Annotated in this window: 22 protein-coding genes and 1 other RNA gene; 13 read left to right on the top strand and 10 right to left on the bottom strand. The window is 59.6% G+C overall.

Going from position 1 to position 22,875, the window contains the following annotated elements; translation table 11 throughout:
* Position 1 precedes the first annotated feature (1 nt).
* Complete coding sequence (locus ACIOMR_RS18515) at positions 2-481, top strand: outer membrane protein assembly factor BamE (RefSeq protein ID WP_401195673.1); 480 nt, start codon at positions 2-4, stop codon at positions 479-481.
* A gap of 62 nt (positions 482-543) precedes the next feature.
* On the opposite strand, the gene ACIOMR_RS18510 is transcribed toward ACIOMR_RS18515, so the two are convergent.
* Both ACIOMR_RS18510 and ACIOMR_RS18505 read right to left on the bottom strand, forming a co-directional pair.
* Positions 544-858 (bottom strand): RnfH family protein, encoded by a 315-nt coding sequence (locus tag ACIOMR_RS18510; protein WP_401195670.1) that lies wholly within the window; start codon positions 856-858, stop codon positions 544-546.
* A complete protein-coding gene (locus ACIOMR_RS18505) occupies positions 851-1,285 on the bottom strand; it encodes a type II toxin-antitoxin system RatA family toxin (RefSeq protein WP_177037066.1) in 435 nt (144 codons plus the stop codon). The genes ACIOMR_RS18510 and ACIOMR_RS18505 overlap by 8 nt, the downstream gene beginning before the upstream one ends.
* A gap of 168 nt (positions 1,286-1,453) precedes the next feature.
* Here ACIOMR_RS18505 and smpB point away from each other — a divergent pair, with 168 nt between their 5' ends.
* Positions 1,454-1,936, top strand: coding sequence for an SsrA-binding protein SmpB (smpB, locus tag ACIOMR_RS18500; RefSeq protein ID WP_003212238.1), 483 nt, complete (start codon positions 1,454-1,456; stop codon positions 1,934-1,936).
* Positions 1,937-1,991: 55 nt separating this feature from the next.
* Here the strand turns inward: smpB and ACIOMR_RS18495 are convergent, their stop codons facing one another.
* On the bottom strand, positions 1,992-2,759 hold the full coding sequence (locus ACIOMR_RS18495) for an FCD domain-containing protein (protein ID WP_003212240.1): 768 nt from the start codon (positions 2,757-2,759) through the stop codon (positions 1,992-1,994).
* Between the two features lie 261 nt (positions 2,760-3,020).
* On the opposite strand from ACIOMR_RS18495, the gene ACIOMR_RS18490 reads away from it, so the two are divergent.
* The 4 genes from ACIOMR_RS18490 (at position 3,021) to ssrA (ending at position 8,564) form a co-directional block, all read left to right on the top strand.
* Positions 3,021-4,715 carry a lactate permease LctP family transporter gene (locus ACIOMR_RS18490; protein ID WP_003212243.1) on the top strand — a complete coding sequence of 565 codons (1,695 nt, stop codon included), beginning with the start codon at positions 3,021-3,023 and terminating at the stop codon, positions 4,713-4,715.
* A 70-nt stretch (positions 4,716-4,785) separates the two neighbouring features.
* Positions 4,786-7,596: an FAD-binding and (Fe-S)-binding domain-containing protein gene (locus tag ACIOMR_RS18485; protein WP_401195667.1), complete on the top strand. Its 2,811-nt coding sequence runs from the start codon at positions 4,786-4,788 to the stop codon at positions 7,594-7,596.
* A gap of 186 nt (positions 7,597-7,782) precedes the next feature.
* A complete protein-coding gene (locus ACIOMR_RS18480) occupies positions 7,783-8,067 on the top strand; it encodes a hypothetical protein (protein ID WP_008436825.1) in 285 nt (94 codons plus the stop codon).
* A 103-nt stretch (positions 8,068-8,170) separates the two neighbouring features.
* Positions 8,171-8,564: a transfer-messenger RNA gene (gene ssrA / locus ACIOMR_RS18475) on the top strand.
* A gap of 77 nt (positions 8,565-8,641) precedes the next feature.
* On the opposite strand, the gene tatC is transcribed toward ssrA, so the two are convergent.
* From tatC to ACIOMR_RS18460, 3 genes are read right to left on the bottom strand one after another with little or no spacing between them, the layout of a single operon-like run.
* The gene (gene tatC, locus ACIOMR_RS18470; RefSeq protein ID WP_043226579.1) at positions 8,642-9,418 is read right to left on the bottom strand and encodes a twin-arginine translocase subunit TatC; all 777 of its coding nucleotides are present in this window, start codon (positions 9,416-9,418) and stop codon (positions 8,642-8,644) included.
* An 11-nt stretch (positions 9,419-9,429) separates the two neighbouring features.
* Entirely contained in the window at positions 9,430-9,744 is a 315-nt protein-coding gene (tatB, locus tag ACIOMR_RS18465; RefSeq protein ID WP_003212255.1) for a Sec-independent protein translocase protein TatB, read from the bottom strand.
* 10 nt (positions 9,745-9,754) lie between these two features.
* Positions 9,755-9,991 carry a twin-arginine translocase TatA/TatE family subunit gene (locus ACIOMR_RS18460; RefSeq protein ID WP_003212256.1) on the bottom strand — a complete coding sequence of 79 codons (237 nt, stop codon included), beginning with the start codon at positions 9,989-9,991 and terminating at the stop codon, positions 9,755-9,757.
* A 236-nt stretch (positions 9,992-10,227) separates the two neighbouring features.
* Between ACIOMR_RS18460 and ACIOMR_RS18455 the strand changes: the two genes are divergently transcribed.
* Entirely contained in the window at positions 10,228-11,175 is a 948-nt protein-coding gene (locus ACIOMR_RS18455; RefSeq protein WP_003212258.1) for a GlxA family transcriptional regulator, read from the top strand.
* 68 nt (positions 11,176-11,243) lie between these two features.
* Here ACIOMR_RS18455 and ACIOMR_RS18450 read toward each other — a convergent pair whose 3' ends face one another.
* The 3 genes from ACIOMR_RS18450 to ACIOMR_RS18440 form a co-directional block, all read right to left on the bottom strand.
* Entirely contained in the window at positions 11,244-11,705 is a 462-nt protein-coding gene (locus tag ACIOMR_RS18450; protein WP_003212260.1) for a DUF4440 domain-containing protein, read from the bottom strand.
* Between the two features lie 123 nt (positions 11,706-11,828).
* Complete coding sequence (locus tag ACIOMR_RS18445; RefSeq protein WP_003212262.1) at positions 11,829-12,683, bottom strand: DJ-1/PfpI family protein; 855 nt, start codon at positions 12,681-12,683, stop codon at positions 11,829-11,831.
* Positions 12,684-12,832: 149 nt separating this feature from the next.
* Positions 12,833-13,579, bottom strand: a complete 747-nt coding sequence (locus ACIOMR_RS18440; protein WP_003212263.1) for an SDR family oxidoreductase — start codon at positions 13,577-13,579, stop codon at positions 12,833-12,835.
* A gap of 428 nt (positions 13,580-14,007) precedes the next feature.
* Here ACIOMR_RS18440 and ACIOMR_RS18435 point away from each other — a divergent pair, with 428 nt between their 5' ends.
* The 3 genes from ACIOMR_RS18435 (at position 14,008) to ACIOMR_RS18425 (ending at position 17,160) form a co-directional block, all read left to right on the top strand.
* Entirely contained in the window at positions 14,008-15,036 is a 1,029-nt protein-coding gene (locus tag ACIOMR_RS18435) for a hypothetical protein (protein WP_401195661.1), read from the top strand.
* A gap of 18 nt (positions 15,037-15,054) precedes the next feature.
* On the top strand, positions 15,055-15,591 hold the full coding sequence (locus ACIOMR_RS18430) for a nucleotidyltransferase family protein (protein WP_401195679.1): 537 nt from the start codon (positions 15,055-15,057) through the stop codon (positions 15,589-15,591).
* Positions 15,592-15,702: 111 nt separating this feature from the next.
* Positions 15,703-17,160, top strand: a complete 1,458-nt coding sequence (locus ACIOMR_RS18425) for an ArnT family glycosyltransferase (protein ID WP_401195658.1) — start codon at positions 15,703-15,705, stop codon at positions 17,158-17,160.
* A 6-nt stretch (positions 17,161-17,166) separates the two neighbouring features.
* Here the strand turns inward: ACIOMR_RS18425 and ACIOMR_RS18420 are convergent, their stop codons facing one another.
* Positions 17,167-18,390 carry an OprD family porin gene (locus ACIOMR_RS18420; protein WP_177122312.1) on the bottom strand — a complete coding sequence of 408 codons (1,224 nt, stop codon included), beginning with the start codon at positions 18,388-18,390 and terminating at the stop codon, positions 17,167-17,169.
* Positions 18,391-18,562: 172 nt separating this feature from the next.
* Between ACIOMR_RS18420 and ACIOMR_RS18415 the strand changes: the two genes are divergently transcribed.
* The 3 genes from ACIOMR_RS18415 to ACIOMR_RS18405 all read left to right on the top strand — a co-directional run bounded on the left by ACIOMR_RS18415 (position 18,563) and on the right by ACIOMR_RS18405 (position 22,829).
* Positions 18,563-19,459: a LysR family transcriptional regulator gene (locus ACIOMR_RS18415; protein ID WP_003212270.1), complete on the top strand. Its 897-nt coding sequence runs from the start codon at positions 18,563-18,565 to the stop codon at positions 19,457-19,459.
* 108 nt (positions 19,460-19,567) lie between these two features.
* A complete protein-coding gene (locus ACIOMR_RS18410; protein ID WP_087693429.1) occupies positions 19,568-21,007 on the top strand; it encodes a YfcC family protein in 1,440 nt (479 codons plus the stop codon).
* A gap of 19 nt (positions 21,008-21,026) precedes the next feature.
* Entirely contained in the window at positions 21,027-22,829 is a 1,803-nt protein-coding gene (locus ACIOMR_RS18405) for a CocE/NonD family hydrolase (RefSeq protein WP_401195676.1), read from the top strand.
* The last annotated feature ends 46 nt before the right edge of the window (positions 22,830-22,875 follow it).

Raw genomic sequence — 22,875 nt, 5'->3', positions numbered from 1 at the left:
GCTGGCACTCGCCGGTTGTTCATTCCCCGGGGTTTACAAAATCGACATCCAGCAGGGCAATGTCGTCACGCAGGACATGATAGACCAGTTACGCCCGGGAATGACCCGACGGCAAGTACGGTTTATCATGGGCAATCCCCTGCTGACCGACACATTCCATGCCGATCGCTGGGATTATCTCTATAGCATCCAACCTGGTGGCGGTGAACGCCAGCAGGAGCGGGTCAGTGTCATCTTCAATGGCAATGACCAGCTCGTCAGCCTGTCGGGGGACTTCAAACCGGGCGTAAGCCGCGATGAAGCCTTGCTGGGCAAGGACAACGGCACCACCGCTCCTGCGCCCGCGCAGAACGAGGAGAAGCCCAAGTCCGAGGTACCGGCCAAGCCCGGCTCCTTGCTGGACGAGATCCAGAAAGGCGTCGACGGCGTACAAACCGTTCCGGTGCCGACTCCAGAACCTCTGGATGCCAGCCCGCAATAAGTTTGCAGCGCTCGATAAAAAGCCCGGCATGCCGGGCTTTTTGTTGCCTGCCGTTTCTCAAGCTATGAATTCTGCTGTTTTGCCTTGGCGGCCTTGGCCGCACGCAAACGACGTATCTCCATCGGATCTGCGAGCAATGGCCGATAGATCTCGATTCGGTCTCCAGCCTGCACCACACGCACGTCAGGGTCTGCCACCACCTTGCCGAAAATCCCCAAGGGGCAATCCTGCAGATTCAGCTCCGGAAATTGCGCAGCCATTCCCGAGCCCAAGACTGCAGCCCTGAGGGTTGAGCCCGGCGCTACTGCCAGGCTCATCAACACCTGGCGATCCACCGCGGCGTACACCACCTCGATTTCAACCAATGGCTCAGCCATGCATTTGCTTGGCGCGCTGGCAAAACGCGTCCACCAGAGTATTGGCCGCCTGATTGAACAGTGGCCCCAGCGTGGCACGCACGATAGGGCCGGCATAGTCGAACGACAGGTCCAGGCTGATCTTGCAGGCTTTCTCGTTCAACGCCTTGAACACCCACACACCGTGCAACTGAGTGAACGGACCTTCTTCGAGATTCATCTCGATGGACTGCCCGGGCACCAGCGTGTTGCGCGTGACAAAGTGCTGGCTCAAGCCGCCCTTTGCCACCCCCACGCTGGCAACCATGTGCGCATCACTGCTCTCCAACACCTCGGCAGTCGAACACCAAGGCAGGAACTCCGGGTAACGCGCCACGTCGTTGACCAGGTCATAGAGCGCCTGTGCCGGATAAGGCAGCAGGGCCGAACGTTGAATATGCGTCGTCATGTGAGCGTTATTTCCACAGCTGAGCGGCAAACATCGCGAAAGGACAACAGGATTCGCGAAAGAAAAAAATCAAAAACCAGCCTGCATTGTCCGGGATTCATTCAACACGCTCAAGCACGCAGGTTGACCGTAGCCGACGCGCTCGCAACTCCCTATAATGCCGCCCCTATGGCTAAACAAAAGAAACACCCAACAGGGACCATCGCGCAAAATAAAAAGGCGCGACACGATTACTTCATCGAACATCGTTTCGAGGCTGGTCTGGTCCTGGCCGGCTGGGAAGTAAAAAGTCTGCGTGCCAGCAAGCTGCAGCTGGTCGACAGTTATGTGCTGCTCAAAGACGGCGAGGCATGGCTGCTCGGCAGTCATATCACGCCGCTGATGACCGCCAGCACCCACGTGATCGCCGACCCGGTGCGCACGCGCAAGCTGTTGCTCAATGCCCGCGAGCTGGAAAAACTCCACGCGGCCGTTCAGCAAAAGGGCTACGCCTGTGTCTGCCTGTCGTGGTACTGGAGCAAGCACCTGGTCAAGTGCGAGATCGCACTGGGCAAGGGCAAGAAGGAATACGACAAGCGTGATACCGAGCGCGAGCGCGATTCCAACCGGGAATTGCAGCGTGCCGTGCGTAACAAGGGCAAGGAAGACTGACTTTCTTGTGACTTGATGTGGATGAGGGAGCCGGCTCCCTCATCCACAGCATTTGCTACATCCCTTTGCGCCGCTCCGCCCGGGCCATGCGCTGAACCTCCTGCCGCACTTCCTCCAGCACTTCCTGCACATACAGCAGGTGACGTGTTGAGACTTCCCGTGCCTGCTCGGCACGCCCCTCGATAATCGCCAGGTACAGGTCCCGGTGCTGATTGATCAGCATGTCCCGAGTCTCCGTGCGCTGCTGATACATGCCACCAATGTTGGTCACCACGTTGCGCTTGAGCAGGTCGAACAGGCCGCGAATGGTGTGCAGCAATACCGCGTTATGGCTGGCCTCGGCGATGGCCAGGTGAAACCTCGCATCCGCCGCGCCCTCTTCCGCCCGGCTCACTTCATCCGACCGCGTGTAGCAATCCTGCAACTCCTCGAACGCTGCCGTTAGCCGCTCGCGGTCCACCTCAGTGGCACGCAACGCTGCGTAATACGCGCACGAGGCCTCCAGGGTCTGACGAAACTCCAGAAGATCACGCTGAGCCTCCGGATTATTTTCCAGCAGATGCAGCAGCGGATCACTGAAGGTTGAACCCAGCGACTCCACCACATAATTGCCACCACCCTGGCGACTGATCAGCAAACCTTTTGCCACCAGCTTCTGGATCGCCTCACGCAACGACGGACGCGACACCCCGAACTGCTCGGCCAGTGCGCGCTCGGCCGGCAAGCGCTCGCCCGACTTCAGCGTGCCCTCAAGGATCATGCCCTCAAGCTGCTCGACGATGTCGTCAGACAAACGGCGCTGACGCACCTGATCAAACCCCATAACTCACTCTCCACCATCCCGACCACTCGCCGGGGCCCCTATTCTGGCCTATCGCCGCGTATCCGGCACCTATCAGAACGCCCTCGTTTAAGCCAATCAGCACCCATCAACCCCGACCTACGACCAAAGATTCACAAGCGGCAAATTGACACATCCCCCAGAAGGCTTTTAACCTAGCCAACGGTGATTGTAAATTGGTAATACCAATTACCCAAATCATCCAAGCAGTGCCTGACCAACAACAATTAGGGGCCACCCCATATGCAAACCTGGCAACAGCTCTACAGCCCGCTCGGCAGCCTCGGCCTGTCCGCACTGGCCGCCGTCATTCCCATCGTATTTTTCTTCCTGGCCCTGGCGGTGTTTCGCCTCAAAGGCCACGTTGCGGGCAGCATCACCCTGGCACTGTCGATCCTGGTGGCGATCTTTGCCTTCCAGATGCCGGTCGACATGGCGCTCGCCGCCGCCGGTTATGGCTTCGCCTACGGCCTATGGCCAATCGCCTGGATCATCGTCGCCGCCGTATTCCTGTACAAACTGACGGTCAAGAGCGGCCAGTTCGAAATCATCCGCAGCTCCGTGCTGTCGATTACCGACGACCAGCGCCTGCAAGTGCTGCTGATCGGCTTCTGCTTCGGCGCGTTCCTGGAAGGCGCCGCCGGTTTCGGTGCACCGGTGGCGATTACTGCCGCACTGCTGGTAGGCCTGGGTTTCAACCCGCTGTATGCCGCCGGCCTGTGCCTGATTGCCAATACCGCCCCCGTTGCGTTCGGCGCACTGGGGATTCCAATCATCGTGGCCGGGCAGGTGACCGGGATCGATGCATTCAAGATCGGCGCCATGGCCGGTCGCCAGCTGCCGCTGCTGTCGCTGTTCGTGCCGTTCTGGCTGGTGTTCATGATGGACGGCCTGCGCGGCGTCAAGGAAACCTGGCCTGCCGCGCTGGTTGCGGGCCTGAGCTTCGCCGTTACCCAGTTCTTCACCTCGAACTACATCGGCCCGGAACTGCCGGACATCACCTCGGCCCTGGCCAGCCTGATTTCCCTGACCCTGTTCCTGAAAGTCTGGCAGCCCAAGCGTAGTGCCGGCGCGCAAATCGTTGGCGCAACGTCCGGCACTGCCGTCACTGCCAGCGCCGGTGGCTTTGGCCTGCCTCGCAACACCCTGGCTTCGCCTTACAGCCTGGGGGAAATTTTCAAGGCCTGGTCGCCGTTCCTGATCCTGACCGTGCTGGTCACCATCTGGACCCTCAAGCCGTTCAAGGCGATGTTCGCCGCCGGCGGCGCGATGTACAGCTCGGTATTCAACTTTGCGATCCCGCACCTGGATCAACTGGTGATCAAGGTTGCGCCCATCGTTGCCACCCCGACGGCAATCCCGGCGGTATTCAAGCTTGATCCGATTTCCGCGACCGGCACGGCGATTTTCTTCTCCGCCCTGGTATCGATGCTGGTGCTGAAGATTGATTTCAAAACTGGTCTGACCACCTTGAAAGAAACCTTTTATGAGCTGCGCTGGCCGATCCTGTCCATCGGCATGGTGCTGGCCTTTGCCTTCGTCACCAACTATTCGGGCATGTCATCAACCATGGCCCTGGTGCTGGCGGCTACCGGCGCGGCATTCCCGTTCTTCTCGCCATTCCTTGGCTGGCTCGGGGTATTCCTGACGGGTTCTGATACTTCATCCAACGCACTGTTCAGTTCGCTGCAAGCCACCACCGCGCACCAGATCGGCGTCAACGACACCTTGCTGGTAGCGGCGAACACCAGCGGCGGCGTGACCGGCAAGATGATCTCGCCGCAGTCGATCGCCGTGGCATGCGCCGCCACTGGCCTGGTGGGCAAGGAATCCGACCTGTTCCGCTTTACCCTCAAGCACAGCCTGTTTTTCGCGACGATCGTCGGGCTGATCACCTTGGCCCAGGCTTACTGGTTCACCGGTATGCTGGTGCACTAAGACCTGCACGCGATAGGGTAAGAACCGACGCCGGGCAGCGATTCCGGCGTCTGCTATTTCTGGAGGACCGATGAGCCTGCCTGCTGCTTTTCTGAGCGACGCCGCACAACTGATCCCGAAAGATCGTCGTTTCGACGATCCACTCTCCACCCTCGCCTTCGGCACCGACGCCAGCTTTTACCGACTGATCCCACAACTGGTAATCCGTGTTGAGTCGGAAGATGAGGTGGTGGCGCTGCTGCAACTGGCCCAACGCGGTCGCGTGCCGGTGACCTTTCGTGCGGCGGGCACCAGCCTTTCGGGACAGGCCATCAGCGACTCGGTACTGATCGTGCTGGGGGACAATTGGAACGGGCGCGAGATTCGCGGCCAGGGCACACAAATCCGCTTGCAGCCCGGCGTGATCGGGGCGCAAGCCAACGCCTGGCTGGCACCGTTCGGGCGCAAGATCGGCCCGGACCCGGCGTCGATCAATGCCTGCAAAATTGGCGGCATCGTCGCCAACAATGCCAGCGGCATGTGCTGCGGCACGGCGCAGAATACCTATCACACCCTGGCAGGAATTCGCTTGGTGCTGGCCGACGGCAGCCGCCTGGACACCGAAGATCCGGCCAGTGTTGCGGCCTTTCGCCAACGTCACGGCGACCTGCTTGAACGCCTGGCGACCCTGGGCCGCGAAACGCGGGCCAACGCCGAATTGGCTGCGAAAATCCGCCACAAATACCGTCTGAAAAATACCACCGGGTTGTCACTCAACGCCCTGGTGGATTTCGACGAGCCACTGGATATCCTCAGCCATTTGCTGGTCGGCTCCGAAGGCACCCTGGGCTTTATCAGCGCAGTGACCTACGACACGGTGATCGACCACCCGAACAAAGCCTCGGCCCTGATCGTGTTCCCGGATGTGGAAACCTGCTGCAACGCAGTGACGGTACTCAAAACCCAACCTGTTTCAGCGGTTGAACTACTGGACCGCCGTAGCATGCGTTCGGTGCAGGACAAACCCGGCATGCCGGCTTTCGTACAGCAGCTATCGGAAAATGCCTGCGCCCTGTTGATCGAATCCCGCGCCGCCTCGCCCTCGCTGCTGCATGAGCAACTGGCACTGATCATGGCTTCCCTGGCCAGCTTCCCGGTGGAGAAACAAGTCGACTTCACTGAAGACCCGGTGGAAAACGCCCGGCTGTGGGCGATCCGCAAAGACACCTTCCCCGCCGTAGGCGCCGTGCGTAAAACCGGCACCACCGTAATTATCGAAGACGTCACCTTCCCGGTGGAACAACTGGCCATTGGCGTTAATCGCCTGATCGAGTTGTTCGACAAACATCACTACGACGAAGCGATCCTTTTCGGACACGCCCTGGAAGGCAATCTGCACTTCGTCTTCACCCAAGGCTTCAACAGCGCGCAAGAAGTCGCACGCTACCAGGCGTTCATGGACGACGTCGCACAACTGGTGGCCGTGGAGTTTGGCGGTTCGTTGAAGGCGGAGCATGGCACCGGTCGCAACATGGCGCCCTTCGTCGAGCTGGAATGGGGCAGCGATGCCTACCAATTGATGTGGCAGCTCAAGCGCCTGCTTGACCCCAACGGCATTCTCAACCCGGACGTGGTACTCAGTGAAGACCCGCAAATCCACCTCAAGCACCTCAAGCCGCTGCCGGCCGCGGACGAGCTTGTGGATAAGTGCATCGAGTGCGGCTTCTGCGAGCCGGTTTGCCCATCAAAGGGACTGACCCTGAGCCCGCGCCAGCGCATTGTGATCTGGCGTGATATCCAGGCCAGGAAACGCGCCGGTATCGACACCACTGAACTGGAAGCGGCCTATCAATACCAAGGCATCGACACCTGCGCGGCCACCGGGCTTTGCGCCCAACGCTGCCCGGTAGGCATCAATACCGGCGACCTGGTGAAAAAGCTGCGCAGCCGCGACGCCGACCGTACGAAAACCGCCGAATGGCTGTCGACGCACTTCGCCACGGCACTGCAAGGTGCGCGCTTCACCCTGCACGTGGCCAACGGTGCGCGCATGCTGCTGGGCGCTCCGCGACTGGCGAAGCTCTCGGCCACGGTAACCCGGCTGTCCAAGGGGCAAATCCCCCAATGGACCAACGCCATGCCGCAACCGGAAAAGGCCATTCGCTTCAGCCCCGCCGTGAGCGATGAGCGACCCCGCGTGGTGTACCTCGCCGCCTGCGTATCACGCGCGATGGGCCCGGCAGCCGGCGACCACGAACAGATGTCGCTGTACGACAAAACCCGTGGCCTGCTGGAAAAAGCCGGTTACCAGGTAGTCTTTCCCGACAATCAGGACAACCTCTGCTGCGGCCAACCATTCGCATCCAAGGGCTACGCGGAACAAGCCGAACACAAACGCCAGGAACTGATCGGCGCCCTGCTCCACGCCAGCCGTGGCGGCCTCGACCCGATTTACTGCGACACCAGCCCGTGCACCCTGCGCCTGGCCCAGGACCTGGCCGAAACCCGCCTCGACTTCTACGACCCCGTGCGTTTTATTCGCACCCACCTGATGGACCGCCTCGACTTCACCCCCCAGGAAGCCCCGATCGCCGTGCATGTCACCTGCAGCACCCAGCATTTAGGAGAAAGCCAGGCGCTGATCGACTTGGCCAGGCGTTGCAGCAAAAACGTGGTGATCCCTGAAGGCATTCATTGTTGTGGTTTTGCCGGCGACAAAGGTTTTACCACGCCCGAACTGAATGCCCACTCGCTACGCAGCCTGAAGGACGCGGTGCAGTATTGCAGCGAAGGCATCTCCACCAGCCGTACGTGTGAGATTGGCCTGACGCAACACGGTGGAATTGATTACCACGGATTGGTCTACCTGGTGGATCGAGTGACTCAGGCGCGCGCCCACTAGGGCCGCCCTCTTTGGGTGCAAAACCTAATGATTTCGGGGTTTTTCGACTAATCCAGCGACAAAACAGAACCCCTGCGCGCCGGCGTAGTCATCTGCATAGGCCTCGACAAACGAGGCTCATCAGTGACCTCGCTGGCTGCACGGAAAACCGGCAGCATCGAGCCCTATTTGCACAAGGAGATACCCATGAAGCGTTCCGCTCTTGCTGGTTTGTTCATTACCGCTGCGATGCTGGCCTCCCCCGCGTTTGCGGCCGGAACAAAAGACGATCTGTGCCAAATCAACCTGGACAAAATCAACAACGGTAAAGCGTTGCTCGCCACCGACACCAGCGGCAAATCTGGCGAAATCGACACCGCCGTTTCCCAAGCCAAGGCAGCCCATGCGGCAGGCGATGACAAGAAATGCATCGAGATCACCTCCAAGGCCCTGCAAAGCCTGCAAGACTCGGACAAAGGCGGCAATCAGTAACTCGCTGATTGCCCGAGGCCAACCTTCGGGTTGGCCTTCTGTGACCGATTGACGTACACTGCACAGGCTTGTCACTCACTAAGAAACAACGAGTTACAAGCACGGGGCCGTTTAGGATTCGACGCCGGTTGCGAAACTTTAGGTGCATGCCGAGTTGGTAACAGAACTCGTAAATCCACTGTTGCAACTTCTTATAGTTGCCAATGACGAAACCTACGGGGAATACGCTCTCGCTGCGTAAGCAGCCTTAGCCCTTCCCTCCTGGTACCTTCGGGTCCAGCAATCATCAGGGGATGTCTGTAAACCCAAAGTGATTGTCATATAGAACAGAATCGCCGTGCAGTACGTTGTGGACGAAGCGGCTAAAACTTACACAACTCGCCCAAAGCACCCTGCCCTTCGGGTCGCTGAGGGTTAACTTAATAGAAACGGCTACGCATGTAGTACCGACAGCGGAGTACTGGCGGACGGGGGTTCAAATCCCCCCGGCTCCACCACTTCATCATCTAAAGACGTCCACGGACGTCTTTTTTTGTGCCTGAAATTCAGTAACCAGCAGATGCCGACAACGAACTCACAACCGGGCCACTGGCGATTGTTCCAAGTCGTCTTCGTACTCGCCACGGGGGGTCACCATCGAACTGCATAGCACACCGATTTCGAACAGCAGCCACATCGGCACAGCAAGCAGCGTCTGCGAAAAAATATCCGGCGGCGTAAGAATCATGCCAACCACAAAGCAGCCTATGACCACGTACGGACGAATCTTCTTCATGTATTTGACGTCTACGATGCCGATCCACACCAGCAGCACCACGGCAACGGGAATCTCGAACGCGACGCCAAAAGCGAGAAACAACGTCATGACGAAATCCAGGTAACTGGCAATGTCGGTCATCATCGACACCCCTTGCGGGGTGACGCTGGCGAAGAAGTGGAAAATCAACGGGAACACAAGGAAGTAGGCGAACGCCATGCCTGCGTAGAACAGGGCAATGCTGGAAATCAGCAGCGGTACCGCGACGCGCTTTTCGCGCGTGTACAAACCTGGCGCGATGAAACCCCAGATCTGATAAAGGATCACCGGCATAGCCAGGCACAACGCGACCATAATGGTCAGCTTGAACGGTGTAATAAATGGCGACGCCACATCGGTGGCAATCATCGTCGCACCTTCAGGCAAGAATTTGCGCAACGGCGCCGAGACGAATGTGTAGATCCTCTGCGTGAAGTAGAACAGTCCGCAGAAGATCACGAAGATCGCCAGCACACAACGCAGCAAACGCGATCGCAGTTCGGTGAGGTGTGAGACCAACGACATTGGCTGGTCGTTTTCCGGGATTTCGCTCATGGGACTCGTGGTCATGATGTCGGCTCATTGGTGCAATGCGCGTTCATCGAGACTGGCTCAGCCGGAAGAGCAGGCTGCACTGGCTCGAACTCAACCAGCGGCGTGTGTTCTTCCTGCGCGGGGATATGCTCGTGACGCAATTGGCGGCGAATTTCGTCAGCGCCGAGTTCACGCTCGACGTCCTGTTTGATGATGTTGAAGCTGCGTTTCAAACGCCCAACCCAAAGCCCGGCAGTACGCGCGGCACCCGGCAGTCGCTCGGGGCCCAATACCAGCAGGGCAACGAGAGCAACCAGCAACAGTTCAGAGAAACTGATACCAAACATGCGTCACGACCTATTCTTTGCGGATGGGCTCTTCGAATCGTGGTGCTGTGGCGTCGAGGGTCTGCGGCTGATACAGCGGCTGGACTGGAGGTTGTCCGCCAGTTTTTTCTTCATCACTCATGGCTTTGCGAAACCCCTTGATCGACTCACCGACATCGGTACCCAGGGTCTTGAGTTTCTTGGTGCCGAAAACCAATACGACCACCACCAGAATGACGATCCAGTGTTTCCAGTCAAAAATGCCCATGTCACGTGCCTCTTAAGCCTACAAATCGGCTGTTTTGGAGATAGCCCTTAAGCGTCAGACATGCTGACCTCAGACCGTCGACTGTACGTCTGACGCCCGAAGGCACAAACGACATATTTCCCTTACTTCCGGCCAATTTCGTTTCAGCATCGACGCGCCTCGAAAAATGAGTTGCTATGGCGTAACTCGAGGGTTATCTATAAAAAAAGCCTTCTGAATATTTGAGGTCGCTCAACATGCATCGCGTTGGATTCTTCGTTTGCCATGGTCACGATGCTCTGGATCTTGCAGGGCCACTTTCTGCTTTTAATCAGGTGAGCACCGCTGCCGGCCATACCCCTTATGATCTTCGTGTCATCTCGACGTCCGGTGGGCTGATTGTTGGCAATGCAGGCCTGCCGATCGAAACAAGGCCGGTCGGCAACCGCAAGTTTGATACCGTGGTGTTTGTAGGCGGAGATATCGAGCCGATGCAGTCACCGGAGAACATCGCGGTTGCCAAGCAATTGGCCTCCAAGGCCTCGCGCGTGGCAAGTGTGTGTACAGGGGCTTTTTTGCTGGCGGAAACCGGCCTGCTGGACGGTCTGAGAGCAACAACGCACTGGAGCTACACCGCACAATTGCAGATGCGCTTCCCCAATATCAGGGTTGAGGGCGATAGCATTTATATCGCGGATGGACGCATCTGGACATCGGCGGGCATCGCCTCCGGAATCGACTTGACGTTGGCCATGATTGAACGGGATATGGGCGCGGAAACTGCGCGCAAAGTCTCCAGGCTCCTGGTCGTTCCCTATCGTCGGCCGGGAGGCCAGTCCCAATTCTCCGCGATGTCACAAATGGAGCCAGAGTCGGATCGCATCCGCATCGCCCTGAACTTTGCCAGAGAACACCTGGCAGAGTCGCTGCCTGTCGAGCGACTTGCTGACGCCGCGAGATTGAGCCTGCGACAGTTCGGACGAGCATTCCGCCGAGAAACGGGTGAAACGCCGGCCAAAGCGGTCGAGCGCTTGCGAGTTGAGGCGGCGTGTTTGCGTCTGCAAGACGGGAGTGAACCAATCGAGCAGATTGCGCTGGCCATAGGGTTCACCGATCCAGAACGCATGCGCAGAGCCTTCGTCAAAATCTACGGGCATCCACCGCAATCCATTCGACGTGAGAGCAGGCTCAGCGGTAGCAGTTGATGGTTCGATGGCCCATCAAGGCTTCGGCAGACCGAAGAGTTTCACCCGGGAATCGCCATCACTTCACCTTAAAGGGCGTGATCGTTCCACATGTCGCGATGCAACTTCCAAACGCCATCCTGTTTCAGGAAGATCAGCGTCTGTTTCCCGCTGTACTTGAGCGTTCCATCGGCATCACGGATCTCGGCATCCGATACTTCGGTAACGGTCTGACCGTCACCGTAAAACTCGTAATTGGCGAAAGACACGGTGTCGGACCTGGCCCCAACATGTTGTTTGCTGAAGTATTCCGTGATTGCCGCGGCTCCAGTGATTTTGCCGCCTCCAGGTGGCAAGAGTGCGCCATCCTTCGTATAAAGACGGCCGATCGCCGCATAATCACCTTGTCCGTAAGCTTGCGCAAATCGTGCATTCTCGGCTTTGATGGCCGCCTCAGGCGGGCGCTGCTGGTCACCTGCAGATGCCTCTACAGAGAAGGTAAACAGCGAGACGCAGGCTGTGAGAGCAGCGGCAATAATATGAAACTTCATCTAATGATTTCCCATTTTGACTTGAGTTAATGAGTGCTGCGCCGGATTGAACAGATCGGGCGCGTGTCAATCGGGCATCATTAGGAGTAAGGGATGCGGCCATAATGATGCCTGCCACTTGTTTCAGCGAACGCCCGGAATTCGTGCGAGCCCCTTGGATGCGTTAGGCAATATTTTGTCGACCATCGCGATGACTTCCGGCCGAGCGTCTCTGGGGTGACCGGAGTGGAACGGCGGATCAGGATCGTATTCAATCGCCAGTTGCGTGAATTCGGCGTCCAGGTTCCCGCGCATTTTCGCGGCAACGCGAATGGCGAAGTCGATGCCTGCCGTTACGCCACCGCCGCTCATGAACCGGCCGTTGTCGTCCTCTACGAAACGATCCGGAACGCCGATCGCGCCATATTCAGCCAGTTTGTTGACGAAGGCCCAGTGGCAAGCGCTTCGCTTACCGTTGAGAACGCCGGCGGCGGCCAGTACGAGCGATCCATTGCAAACCGACGTAATGTGCTTGGCCCCTTCAGCCAGCCGCCGGATCTGCGCCAGGTACTCCGGTTGCATCGGCGCCGATAAATCAGACCCGCCGGGAACCAGGATTAAGTCTGTCTGCTTGATATCAGCCAGTCGTTCGGTGTTGCCGTACACGACCCCAAATTCGAGGGTCACGTTGCCCCCATTGAGGCTTGCATAGCGAACATTTGTATTGGGCAGCCGGTGAAAAATCTCGCTAGGGCCAGCGAAATCGAGAAGCGTACCGCCGTCATAATTTACGATCAAAATATTGAAAGGCTCATCTGGGGCAAGTAGCCCCTTGCTGTCAGCCTGGGCAAAAGCGGACGTGGCATTGCCGAGCAAGGCACCGCCCCCCAGGATCGAGCCGAGCGTGGCAATACTTCCGAACTTGAGAACATCGCGTCGGGAACTGCCCACATTGATAGGCCGCTTGCCAGTTGTGTTGTTTTCATTATTGTCGGTCAAGATATTTCTCCTTGCGCCAGCCCTTCCCGCGGTCGCAGATGAAGTTGGGCTGGACTGAAGAACCACCACGACGAAAAGCGTGGCTGGGTGTGATTGAGAGCGGACGAGCCGAAAATACGTCTAGGCCCCCCGAGCAGGAAACCAAGGTCTCACAGTTGCGAGGCACCGCCATCGACGACCAATTCAGTGCCGACGACGTAGCAGGATTCGTCGCTGGCGAGATAGAGCGCCGCGTAGGCAATGTCCTCGGCCTTACCCATGTGGCCTACCGGGACGAATTTCGCGAACTCATTCTTGAAGTGCTGAAGATCGTGCTCTGACATTCCCCATTTACCGAGCAGCGGTGTGTTTATCCCGCCCGGTGCGATTGCGTTGAAGCGGATCTTCCGGTCCAGGAATTCGAATGACCAACTCCGGGCGAGAGACCGCACGGCGGCCTTGGCAGCAGCAGTCAGGGAAATGTTGTGCTTGCCCGTCTGTGCAACAAACGATGTATTCAGAATAAATGAGGCGCCCTCCCGCAAGTCCGGCAGCACCGCCTGAAGTGTGAACACCACGCCCTTGACGTTAATGTCCATGATCTCGTCGTAGAGTGCTTCGTCGATATCGTTGATTGCTGATGGGAACGCTCGGCCCGCATTGGCAAACACGACATCCAGGCCACCGAACGTTTCCTTGATCTCGGCGGCAATCCTGCGCATGTCCTTGATCGAACGTACGTCGCCCTTGAGAACGAGCGCATTCTCACCAAGCTCGGCTTTCACTTGCTCAAATACGGCATCATCGCGCCCCGTAACGGCTACCCGGGCGCCTTCTCCAATGAAGAGCTTCGCGGTCGCGAGGCCAATGCCACTGGTACCGCCGGTGATCAAAGCTGTCTTGTTCTTAAGCCTCATCTTCTGTGCCTCTCTTTGCTTCGTGATTGATCAGGCCCTCGCTCATTGCACAAACACGTTTGTGCGCATGGCGCGCGCTTGATTTCCTGGGCAAATTATGGAAACAGACCCTGATGGCGTAAAGGTCGTATAACCCTCAAAAAACGCCACACCAAGAGGCATCCGAGCATGTGGAGAATTCAGCGTCGCGCCCTGCCTGCACGGGTGGGTACAAGCCTGCGAAAACCTCGCTTCGCTGAACGCGCTCAATAGTGGCAGTGGAGTTTACGTCTACGACGCGGAGCTGGATAAGCAATCAGGATTTGCCATCCCGCGAGAATGGGTAACACCGACAAGGTCAGGGAGTCGTAATAGAAGGCGCCGTGATATTTTGAGCGCAACTTTTCAACTTGGCTCCCTTCTATCAGACAACCGGAAGTCCGATATCCATGCTCAAGCCCTCTCTATTTCTGGCCCTCGCCACCCTCTCCACCCTCGCCAACGCCGACCTCGCAGGCGTCTGGCAGGGCATTCTCGGCAAGACGCCAATCACCGCATGCTTCAACGCCTCGCCCAATACAGGCGGCAGTTACTACTACCAGCGCTTCCTGACACCGATCCAGCTCACCCAGGAAACACCCGATGCTCCCTGGGCCGAAGAAGGCAACAGCGGCGTCTGGCAATTGGAGGCGCCACAGGGCGATTCCCTGAAAGGTTCCTGGAGTAAGACCAAGGGCAGCAATCCACTGCCCCTGGCATTGCAGCGCATGGCAACGCCGCCCGAAGGTTGTGCCAGCGATGCGTATAACGCTCCCATGGAAGCCGCGCCCCTACCGGTCAAGACGCAGAAGCAATCCTTCGCCGGGCACAACTACCAGCTAAAGACCCAAGGCGCCCAGGTCACGCTCAAGCTTGAGGGCGACAGCCCGGCAATTCAGAAGATCAACCGGCAGTTGGCAAGCCTGGCCGTCAGCGCTGAGGATCAAGCCAATTACTTCAGCGAACGACGGGAATACCTTGGACGCAACGGTGCGGCCTATACCAGCGAAATCAGCGTCGAACCCACGTACTGGTCATCCCAGTGGATCACCGTCAGGTTTTACCGATGGGCCGCCGGTACGGGCGCCAGGGGTATCAGTTGGGGGCTGCATTCCTGGAACCTGCAAACCGGCGAAAGCGTTGACCCATGGACTTGGCTCGGCGGGCATCAGGAATGGTATGACGCTTACTCCGGCCATCTGAAACTGCCCGTCAACTTCAGCGCATGGCTGGAGAAGCAAACCACCACCGATGAAGGTTGCCCGGCGATCACCAGTTACTCGAGCTTCGACCTGAGCTTCGACACTCAAGGCATGAAGCTGTCGACGCCGGCAAATGGCGACGGTTGCGACAATGACCTGAGCTTCACCTGGGAGCAGTTGGAGCCTGTTTTGTCGGCCAAGGGTAAAGCCGCACTTGCCAGCCTGAAGATGCCTTGAGTGCATAACCATCACGCGATGGTGCAGATGCTGATCGGCGGCGATCCTTTGCGCTGGCGTTTGCTGGCCGTCGTCCGCTCCCTCGCCCTCCCCGACTGCTGGATCGGCGCCGGCTTCGTACGCAACGCGGTATGGGATCACCTGCACGGTCGCCCACTATCTCCACTGACCGGTGACGTCGACGTACTGTGGTTCGACGCCACCTGCACCCGCCCCGACGAAGACCGCCGCCTCGAAGCCCTCTTACACGCAGCCGAACCCTCCATCGACTGGTCCGTCAAAAACCAGGCCCGCATGCACCTGCGTAACGGCGACGCACCTTACCGCAACGCCAGCGACGCCATGCGCTTCTGGCCCGAAACCGCCACCGCAGTATCCGTCAGAAGAACCGCAGAAGACCTATGTGAAGTTTCAGCCCCTCTCGGCCTGGAAGACCTGTTCAATCTCCAACTCAAACCCACGCCCCGCTTCACCCAGGAAAAACACGCCATCTACCAACAACGCATCACCTCCAAACGCTGGCTAACCCAATGGCCACTGCTGAAACAACCCTGACCCCACAAAAACCTCACATTCATTCACGAATTATTAAGAATCGCCCTCGTATACTCACCGATCGCCCGGACTGTTCCCCCGAACAGCCCCCTGCCCCGGTAGCCAGAATCCATGACGCGTTCCGCTCCTCTGCTGCTCCTGCTCGCTGCGCTGTTGTTTTTCTTTGCCCTTGGCAATCACGAGTTGCAAGGCTCGACCGAGGCCCGTGTGGCCGGGATCGCCATGGCCATGCACCTGGATAACGATTGGGTGGTGCCGCGACTGTTTCGTGAACCCTTCCTGGAGAAACCGCCGCTGAGCCTGTGGCTGGACGCCGGTGCGATTCGCCTGTTTGGCGGTACCACTTGGGCAGTGCGCCTGGCGTCGGCGTTTGCCGGGCTGTTCAGTGTGATGCTGCTGTACGGAATGCTGCGCAAGTTTGGCCGGCCCAAGGCGCTGGCGTTTGTCGCGGCGCTGATGCTGGCGACCATGGCCAGTTACTGGAGCAATGTGCGCGGCGTCGGTGAAGATTCGCTGCTCACCCTCGGGGTCACCATGGCCCTGCTGGCGTTCTATCAGGTCGCTCGCCCCGCGTCGGAGCGTGACAGGTCCAACCTGGGCACCTGGTTGCTGTTCACCTTGGGGATGGTCATCGCCACGCTGAGTAAAGGGGTTCTGGGCCTGGCCATGCCTGGCGTGGTGATCTTCGTCTATCTGGCCAGTACCAGCCTGATGGACAAACAATTCAAGCTGGGCGACTGGATCAAGCCCGGGCTGTTCACGCTGCTGGCGCTGGTGCCGCTGATGATCTGGCTGGGTTTCCTGTACCAGCGCGATGGGTTGCAGGGGGTACGTGAAGTGCTGCTGACCAATAGCGTCGGGCGCTTCAGCGGTTCGTTTGTCGAAGCCGGTCACTACGAGCCGTTCTATTACTACATCGTCAAACTGCCCGAAGCCTTTTTGCCCTGGAATATCCTGGTGTACCTAGGGCTGTGGCACTTCCGTAAAAGCCTGGTGCGCAACCGCTACCGGCTGTTTTTCAGCGTATGGCTGGTGGCGCAGTTCACCCTGCTGACGTTCGCCTCCAGCAAGCGCACGGTTTATCTGATGGCCTTGACGCCCGCCGCGGCAGTGCTGGCCGCCGAGTATGGCGGCGTGCTGCTGGGCTGGCTGAAAAGTCGTGGGCAGGTATCACACGTTGCCGAACACGTTTATGAAAACCGACGGGGTCTGGTAGGTGGCTTCTTCACCGTGGTAGTGGCCTGCTACCTGATTGCGGCTTTCTGGTTCGCGCCCAAGGCCGATGTGCGCCAGTCGTTTGTGCCGGTAATCAGCCAGATCCAGGCGATGCAGGCGCAGGGCAAGGAAGTGGTGTTGTATCAGGCCAACGAGCGAATCGCCGGCGCCGGGGTGTTCTACATGCAGGGTTACTTGACGATCCTGCAGACGCCGGAGGAGCTCAAAAGTTACCTCGCGGCCAAGCCCGGCAACGTGGCCCTGGTGGACAATACTGACCGGCTGAACGTCCCGGTGACGGTGGTCAAGGAGATGGCGATCAACCGTCAGCCGTACTATTTCGTCGAGCAGTAGGGCCTGTCACCACAGCGCCAGGTCGTACGTGAGGTAGACCCGGTAGTTGTCACGATCGCTCGCATAGGTCGAGCGATACGTGGCCTTGCGCAACTCGATGCCCACGCCTTTGAAGGTGCTGTCCTGGATCACGTAGCGCAGGTTGGTGTCCGACTCCCACTCACGGGCTTCGCGGCCCTTGTAGTCACCGTTCTGGCCCTTGTAGTAGCGGGTCATGAAGGTCAGGCCCGGCAGCACGGCGGCAAAGTCGTAGTCATAACGCAGCATCCAGGTTTGCTCACCGGCCTGGATGAATTTGCCGACACCTGCGTTGCTGAAGGAATACACCGTCGACACGCTGGCATAGGGCAAGGCGGTATCGCCGGTGACTTTCTGATAACCCACGCCCAGCGCCTGCGGCCCTAGCCGGTAGGTGAACAACCCGCTGAACATGTCGCTGTCGACCTTGCCGTTGCGTGCCTCGCCCGCTTCGTTGCTGATGAAGTAACGCAAGTCGCTGGTCAGGCTGCCGGCACCCACTGGCTGTTTATGCACCAGGCCAAAGAACTGCTGGCGATAGAATTCACGCATTTCGCCGTAGTACCAGGTACCGCTTAGCTTGGGCGTGAAGGCATAGGTGGCGCCGGCGAAATCAAAGTCGCTGCCCTTTTTGCCGCTGTAACCCTGGGGATAAATGTCCACGCTGTCGGTCGAGTTTCGCAGCTTGAACTTGTCCAGGTGCCCGGCGTGCACGTACAGGTTACGGACGCCGCTGTACTCGACCTGAGTGCCCTGGAATGTTTGCGGCAGCAGCCGGCCATCGTTGTACACCAGCACTGGAATCTTCGGCAGCAGCGTGCCGGTTTTCACCACGGCTTCACCGATGCGCATCTTCGCGGTCACGCCCAGGCTTGAGAATTCGCTGGCCGCGCGGCCATCGTCGTGCACCGGCAACAGCCCGGTGCCGGCATGGGCGCGGCTGGAGTCGAGCCTGATCCCCGACAACCCCAGCGCATCGAGGCCGAAACCCACCGTGCCTTCGGTATAACCCGATTGCAGGTTGAGCAAAAAGCCCTGGGCCCACTCCTTGCGGTCCTCGCCGCCGTCGCGGTAACCGTCGTTGAAATAGTAATTGCGCAAGGTCAATTTGCCGTGGGAATCCTCCCAGAAACCCTGGGCCATCAGTGCCGGTGACAGGCTCGCCAGCAAGCCCGTGCACACCACTCCTCCCCTCGTGAAAAGCTCACGCATAACCGTCTCCCGAATGCCGTATTGTGGTTTTTTATGGGCAGTTGCTGCCTGCGACACGCTGGACGGCGCGTCGCATTGCGGCGGACACTAACGGCTCCTCGAACGCCCGGCAACGTTATGCGAGAAGCGCATCAGGCTATGCGCAAAGCCCTCAAACCACAGGAAAATCACGGTGAATCTCAAGCAGCTCGAAGCCTTCAAGGCGATCATGTCCACCGGTTCGACCATCGGTGCGGCGACCCGCATGGGCCTGTCGCAATCCGCGGTCAGCCGGTTGTTGAGCCAGCTGGAAGAGGCATTGGGTTTCGCGTTGTTCCTGCGCAAAAAGGGTCGTTTGATGGCGACCCCGGAGGCTGAAGAACTGCTTGCCGAAGTGGCTGGCCTGGTGGACGGCATGCAGCGTATCCAGCGCCTGGCAGATGAGATGCGCGTGGGCCGTTCGCGCAAGAGCCTGATCAAGGTCGGGGTGCCCACCAGCATGACCCAGGAGCTGCTGCCGCGGATCGTCGCCGAGTTTCTCAAGGGCCGGGAAGACATCGTCGTCGAGCTGCTGACCGGTTCCTACGACATGATCGAACGGGCCGTGCTCGATCGCTCCGCCGACCTCGGTTTTGTGCGCTTGCCTACCGAGATTCCCGACTTCGAGATTGAACCGGTGCTGGAAACAGAAGGCGTGTGCGTGATGCCCGCTGACCATCCGCTGACCCGCCACGCCTGCATCGAAGTGCAACACTTGCGGGACGTGCCGCTGGTAATGCTGGGCCGGCAACGGGCCCTGCGGGCGGAGTTGAACCAGGTGTTTCGCGCAGCCAACCTGACGCCCCAGGTGCGGGTGGAAGTGCACTCGGTGGGCGCCGCGTGCAGCTTTGTCGCCGAAGGGCTGGGGGTGTCGATCGTCAATGGTTTGCTGGCCAGCCACTTCATGCATTTGCCGATTGTGGTCCGCCCGTTTCGACCCGCGTTGCCCTATGCATTCGGCCTGGCGTTTCGCGCGGATGAACCCAGGTCCAAGGTGGTGACGGCGTTTGCCGAGCACCTCAAGCACCGTCTGGCCGCACAAAACGCATAGCCCAACCCAGCCCGAGCATAACGTTGTCGCCGTTAAAACTTTGCCCTAGTGTCCGCTCCACAAGTGTCACCCGACACAACAATAACAGCGCACACCGGGGCAACCAGCATGACCGAACCGCAGATCGTCCGTACCCACTCGCCCACTGAAACGCCGGTGGAAAAACCCGCACAGCGCAAGCAGATCAACCCGGCCATCATTCTGCTGAGCATCGTGCTGCTGGCTGTCGCCTTCACCTACGCGGTGAACTCGGGCAAGTTCCAGCGCCAGAACGGCCTGGTGGTTCCGGGCTCCTATCAGGTGCTGGAAAAGCACGACTCCCTGGGCCAACTGTTCTCCCTCGAACCGCGCAAGGCCAGCGATACGGTCGCTCGGCCGGTATCGTTGGTCGAGGGCTTCATGGCCATTCCCCAAGGCATCGAAAAACGCGCCGCGCTGATTTTCATGGTGCTGTTCATCGGTGGGATGTTCGGCGTGTTGAACAAGGCCGGTGTGATTGATGCCGGTCTCGAACGCCTGCTGGGGCTGACCCGGGGCAATATCTACGTGCTGGTGCCCAGCCTGATGCTGGTGTTTTCCGCCGGCAGCACCTTCATGGGCCTGGCCAAGGAATTCATCCTGATCGTGCCGTTGATGGTGGCCATGGCCAACCGCCTGGGGCTGTCGAACCTGATCGGCCTGGCCATCGTGGCCATCTCGGTGAAGATCGGCTACCTGGCCTCCATCTCCAACCCGGTGGCGCTGTCCGTGGCGCAGCCGATGGTGGGGCTGCCGATTTTCAGCGGCCTGAGCATGCGCGTCCTGGCCTACTGCACGTTCCTGCTGGTGGGCATCGCGTTCGTACTGTGGAGTATCCGCAAGCATGGGTTTGATGCCAGCGCGCAGATCACCTTCGAACGCAAACCGCTGCCCCTGCGCCACCTGCTGAACCTGATCGTGCTGGGGGCCGGCATTGGTTTCCTGGTGTACGCCTCTAACCGCTGGGAGTGGAAATACCACGAGCTGTCGGCGTTCTACCTGCTGCTGACCGTGGCGTTCAGCGTAATCGCCGGCCTGGGTGCCAGCACCGCCGCCAGCGCCTTTGTCGACGGCATGAAAAAGGTGCTGATCGCCGGTGTGTTGATCGGCCTGGCGACCGCCGTGGAAATCATCCTCAGCACCGGCCAGGTGCTCGACACCATCGTCAACAGCCTCGCCAATCTGGTGGGCGATCATGGCCCGGTGGTTTCGGCCTACGGCATGTTCTTCGCACAACTGGGCCTGGATGTACTGATCCCGTCCACCTCGGGGCAGGCGGCGGTGACCATGCCGATCTTCGGGCCGCTGGGACAGCTCTCCGGCGTCAGCCCGCAAACCACGGTGTTCGCGTTTTTGATGGGCAACGGCCTGACCAACATGATCACCCCGACCTCCAGCGGCCTGTTGGTATTGCTGGCCACCGCCAACGTCGGCTGGGGCCAGTGGGCACGCTACATCCTGCCGCTGTTTCTGATCTATGCGGTGCTGGCGATGGTGTTGTTGGCCATTGCCGTAGGCACCGGGTACTGACCCCATGAGTGTTTTTCCCATGCAGACGTTGCACAACCAGATGATCGCCATGCGCGACGGCATCCACCTGGCCACCGATATCTACTTGCCCCACGGTCCAGGCCCTTTTCCGGTGGTGATCGAACGCACCCCGTACGACAAGAGCAAACCATCGCGCTCGGAAATCCAGCTCGACGGCCAGCATATTTCCCGCGAGCAAATGGCCGCGCGGTTCACGGCCCAGGGCTTTGTCGCGATCTTCCAGGATTGCCGCGGGCGCTATGCCTCCGAAGGCGTGTTCACCAAATACACCGCCGAGGGCGAAGACGGTTGCGACACCCTGGCCTGGATCGTCGAGCAGCCGTGGTGCAACGGCAAGATTGGCAGCATGGGCCTGTCCTACGCCGCCCACACGCAACTGGCGATGGCCTGCCTGCATCCGCCGGGCCTCGCCAGCATGGTGCTGGACAGCGGCGGCTTCGCCAACGCCTACCAATGCGGGATTCGCCAGGGCGGCGCGCTGGAGCTCAAGCAAGCCACCTGGGCGTTTCGCCAGGCCAAGGAAAGCCCGGCGGCACTGGCGGATCCGAAGATCCTCGAAGCCCTCGAACAGGAAGACATCCACCAGTGGTTCAAGCGCATGCCGTGGCACGCCGGGCAATCGCCCCTGCGGCATGTGCCGGAGTACGAAGCCTATCTGCTGGAGCAGTGGGCCCAGGGCGACTTCGGCCCGTACTGGCAAGCGCCGGGCATCTACGCCGAGGGGCATTACCACGATCTGCCGGATATCCCGGTGCTGTTCATGTCCAGTTGGTACGACGCCTATGTCAGTTCGACCCTCGCCAACTACGCGGCGTTTTGCGCCGGCAGTACGGCGCAGCATCAGTTGATCATGGGCCCCTGGCTGCATGGTGATCGCAATATCACTCACAGTGGCGATGCGGAATTTGGTGCGCCAGCGGCTTTCGACGGGCAGGTGGCGAAAGACTGGCTGAGCTGCCGCCTGGACTGGTTTGAACGCACCCTCAAGGGTTCGCCGCTGCCCGCCCCCGCGGCGGTGAAGGTGTTCTTGATGGGCGGTGGCACCGGTGAGCGCGATCAACAGGGGCGCTTGCAACATGGCGGGCACTGGATCGACAGTCATCAATGGCCGCTACCGGATAGCCGGCAACTCACCCTGCACCTCACCGCACAACGCCAACTGCAACCTGAACCGCCGACCACCGAGGGCCAGCTCAGCTACTGCGCCGACCCGGCCGATCCGGTGCCGACCATCGGTGGCGCCCTGACCTCCGGCGCGCCGATTTTTGTCGGCGGCGCTTTCGACCAACGCGAGCGGGCGGACTTCTTCGGTACCCGTGGCGACCAGCGCCCCCTGGCCGAGCGCAGCGATGTCTTAAGCTTCCAGACCGAGCCACTGAGCCACGACCTGATCGTCGCAGGCCCGCTGCGCGTGGAACTGTGGATCGACAGCGATGCGCCCGACACCGACTTCACCGCCAAACTGGTCGACGTCTACCCGGACGGCTACGCCATGAACATCACCGACGGCATCCTGCGGGCCCGCTACCGAAACACCTGGGAGCACCCCGCCCTGCTGACCCCGGGTGAGCGGGTCAAGGTGGTGATCGAACCCTTCGCCACCTGCAATCTGTTCCAGCGCGGCCACCGGTTGCGCCTCGACATCGCCAGCAGCAACTTCCCGCGCTTTGACGTCAACCCCAACAGCGGCGAAGCACCCGGCCAGGCAGAACATCCCAGGGTGGCGCGCAACACGCTACACCTGAGTACCGATTGCCCGTCACGCCTGATACTGACCGTGGTCGAGGCCTTGAGTAACTAACTACCGCCATCCACACGCCGAGACTGCGCACCCTCAGGGACCATTG

Source organism: Pseudomonas sp. NPDC087814, from assembly GCF_044742865.1.
Lineage (GTDB): Bacteria > Pseudomonadota > Gammaproteobacteria > Pseudomonadales > Pseudomonadaceae > Aquipseudomonas.
This window is presented reverse-complemented; position numbering and strand designations above follow the sequence as displayed.

Coding starts and splice junctions, on each gene's coding strand:
- ACIOMR_RS18425 (WP_401195658.1), top strand. CDS start 15,703: ATGACGCGTTCCGCTCCTCTGCTGCTCCTGCTCGCTGCGCTGTTGTTT.
- ACIOMR_RS18430 (WP_401195679.1), top strand. CDS start 15,055: ATGGTGCAGATGCTGATCGGCGGCGATCCTTTGCGCTGGCGTTTGCTG.
- smpB (WP_003212238.1), top strand. CDS start 1,454: ATGGCTAAACAAAAGAAACACCCAACAGGGACCATCGCGCAAAATAAA.
- ACIOMR_RS18480 (WP_008436825.1), top strand. CDS start 7,783: ATGAAGCGTTCCGCTCTTGCTGGTTTGTTCATTACCGCTGCGATGCTG.
- ACIOMR_RS18460 (WP_003212256.1), bottom strand. CDS start 9,991: ATGGGCATTTTTGACTGGAAACACTGGATCGTCATTCTGGTGGTGGTC.
- ACIOMR_RS18410 (WP_087693429.1), top strand. CDS start 19,568: ATGACCGAACCGCAGATCGTCCGTACCCACTCGCCCACTGAAACGCCG.
- tatC (WP_043226579.1), bottom strand. CDS start 9,418: ATGAGCGAAATCCCGGAAAACGACCAGCCAATGTCGTTGGTCTCACAC.
- ACIOMR_RS18495 (WP_003212240.1), bottom strand. CDS start 2,759: ATGGGGTTTGATCAGGTGCGTCAGCGCCGTTTGTCTGACGACATCGTC.
- ACIOMR_RS18490 (WP_003212243.1), top strand. CDS start 3,021: ATGCAAACCTGGCAACAGCTCTACAGCCCGCTCGGCAGCCTCGGCCTG.
- ACIOMR_RS18435 (WP_401195661.1), top strand. CDS start 14,008: ATGCTCAAGCCCTCTCTATTTCTGGCCCTCGCCACCCTCTCCACCCTC.
- ACIOMR_RS18505 (WP_177037066.1), bottom strand. CDS start 1,285: ATGACGACGCATATTCAACGTTCGGCCCTGCTGCCTTATCCGGCACAG.
- ACIOMR_RS18485 (WP_401195667.1), top strand. CDS start 4,786: ATGAGCCTGCCTGCTGCTTTTCTGAGCGACGCCGCACAACTGATCCCG.
- ACIOMR_RS18455 (WP_003212258.1), top strand. CDS start 10,228: ATGCATCGCGTTGGATTCTTCGTTTGCCATGGTCACGATGCTCTGGAT.
- ACIOMR_RS18440 (WP_003212263.1), bottom strand. CDS start 13,579: ATGAGGCTTAAGAACAAGACAGCTTTGATCACCGGCGGTACCAGTGGC.
- tatB (WP_003212255.1), bottom strand. CDS start 9,744: ATGTTTGGTATCAGTTTCTCTGAACTGTTGCTGGTTGCTCTCGTTGCC.
- ACIOMR_RS18510 (WP_401195670.1), bottom strand. CDS start 858: ATGGCTGAGCCATTGGTTGAAATCGAGGTGGTGTACGCCGCGGTGGAT.
- ACIOMR_RS18420 (WP_177122312.1), bottom strand. CDS start 18,390: ATGCGTGAGCTTTTCACGAGGGGAGGAGTGGTGTGCACGGGCTTGCTG.
- ACIOMR_RS18450 (WP_003212260.1), bottom strand. CDS start 11,705: ATGAAGTTTCATATTATTGCCGCTGCTCTCACAGCCTGCGTCTCGCTG.
- ACIOMR_RS18405 (WP_401195676.1), top strand. CDS start 21,027: ATGCAGACGTTGCACAACCAGATGATCGCCATGCGCGACGGCATCCAC.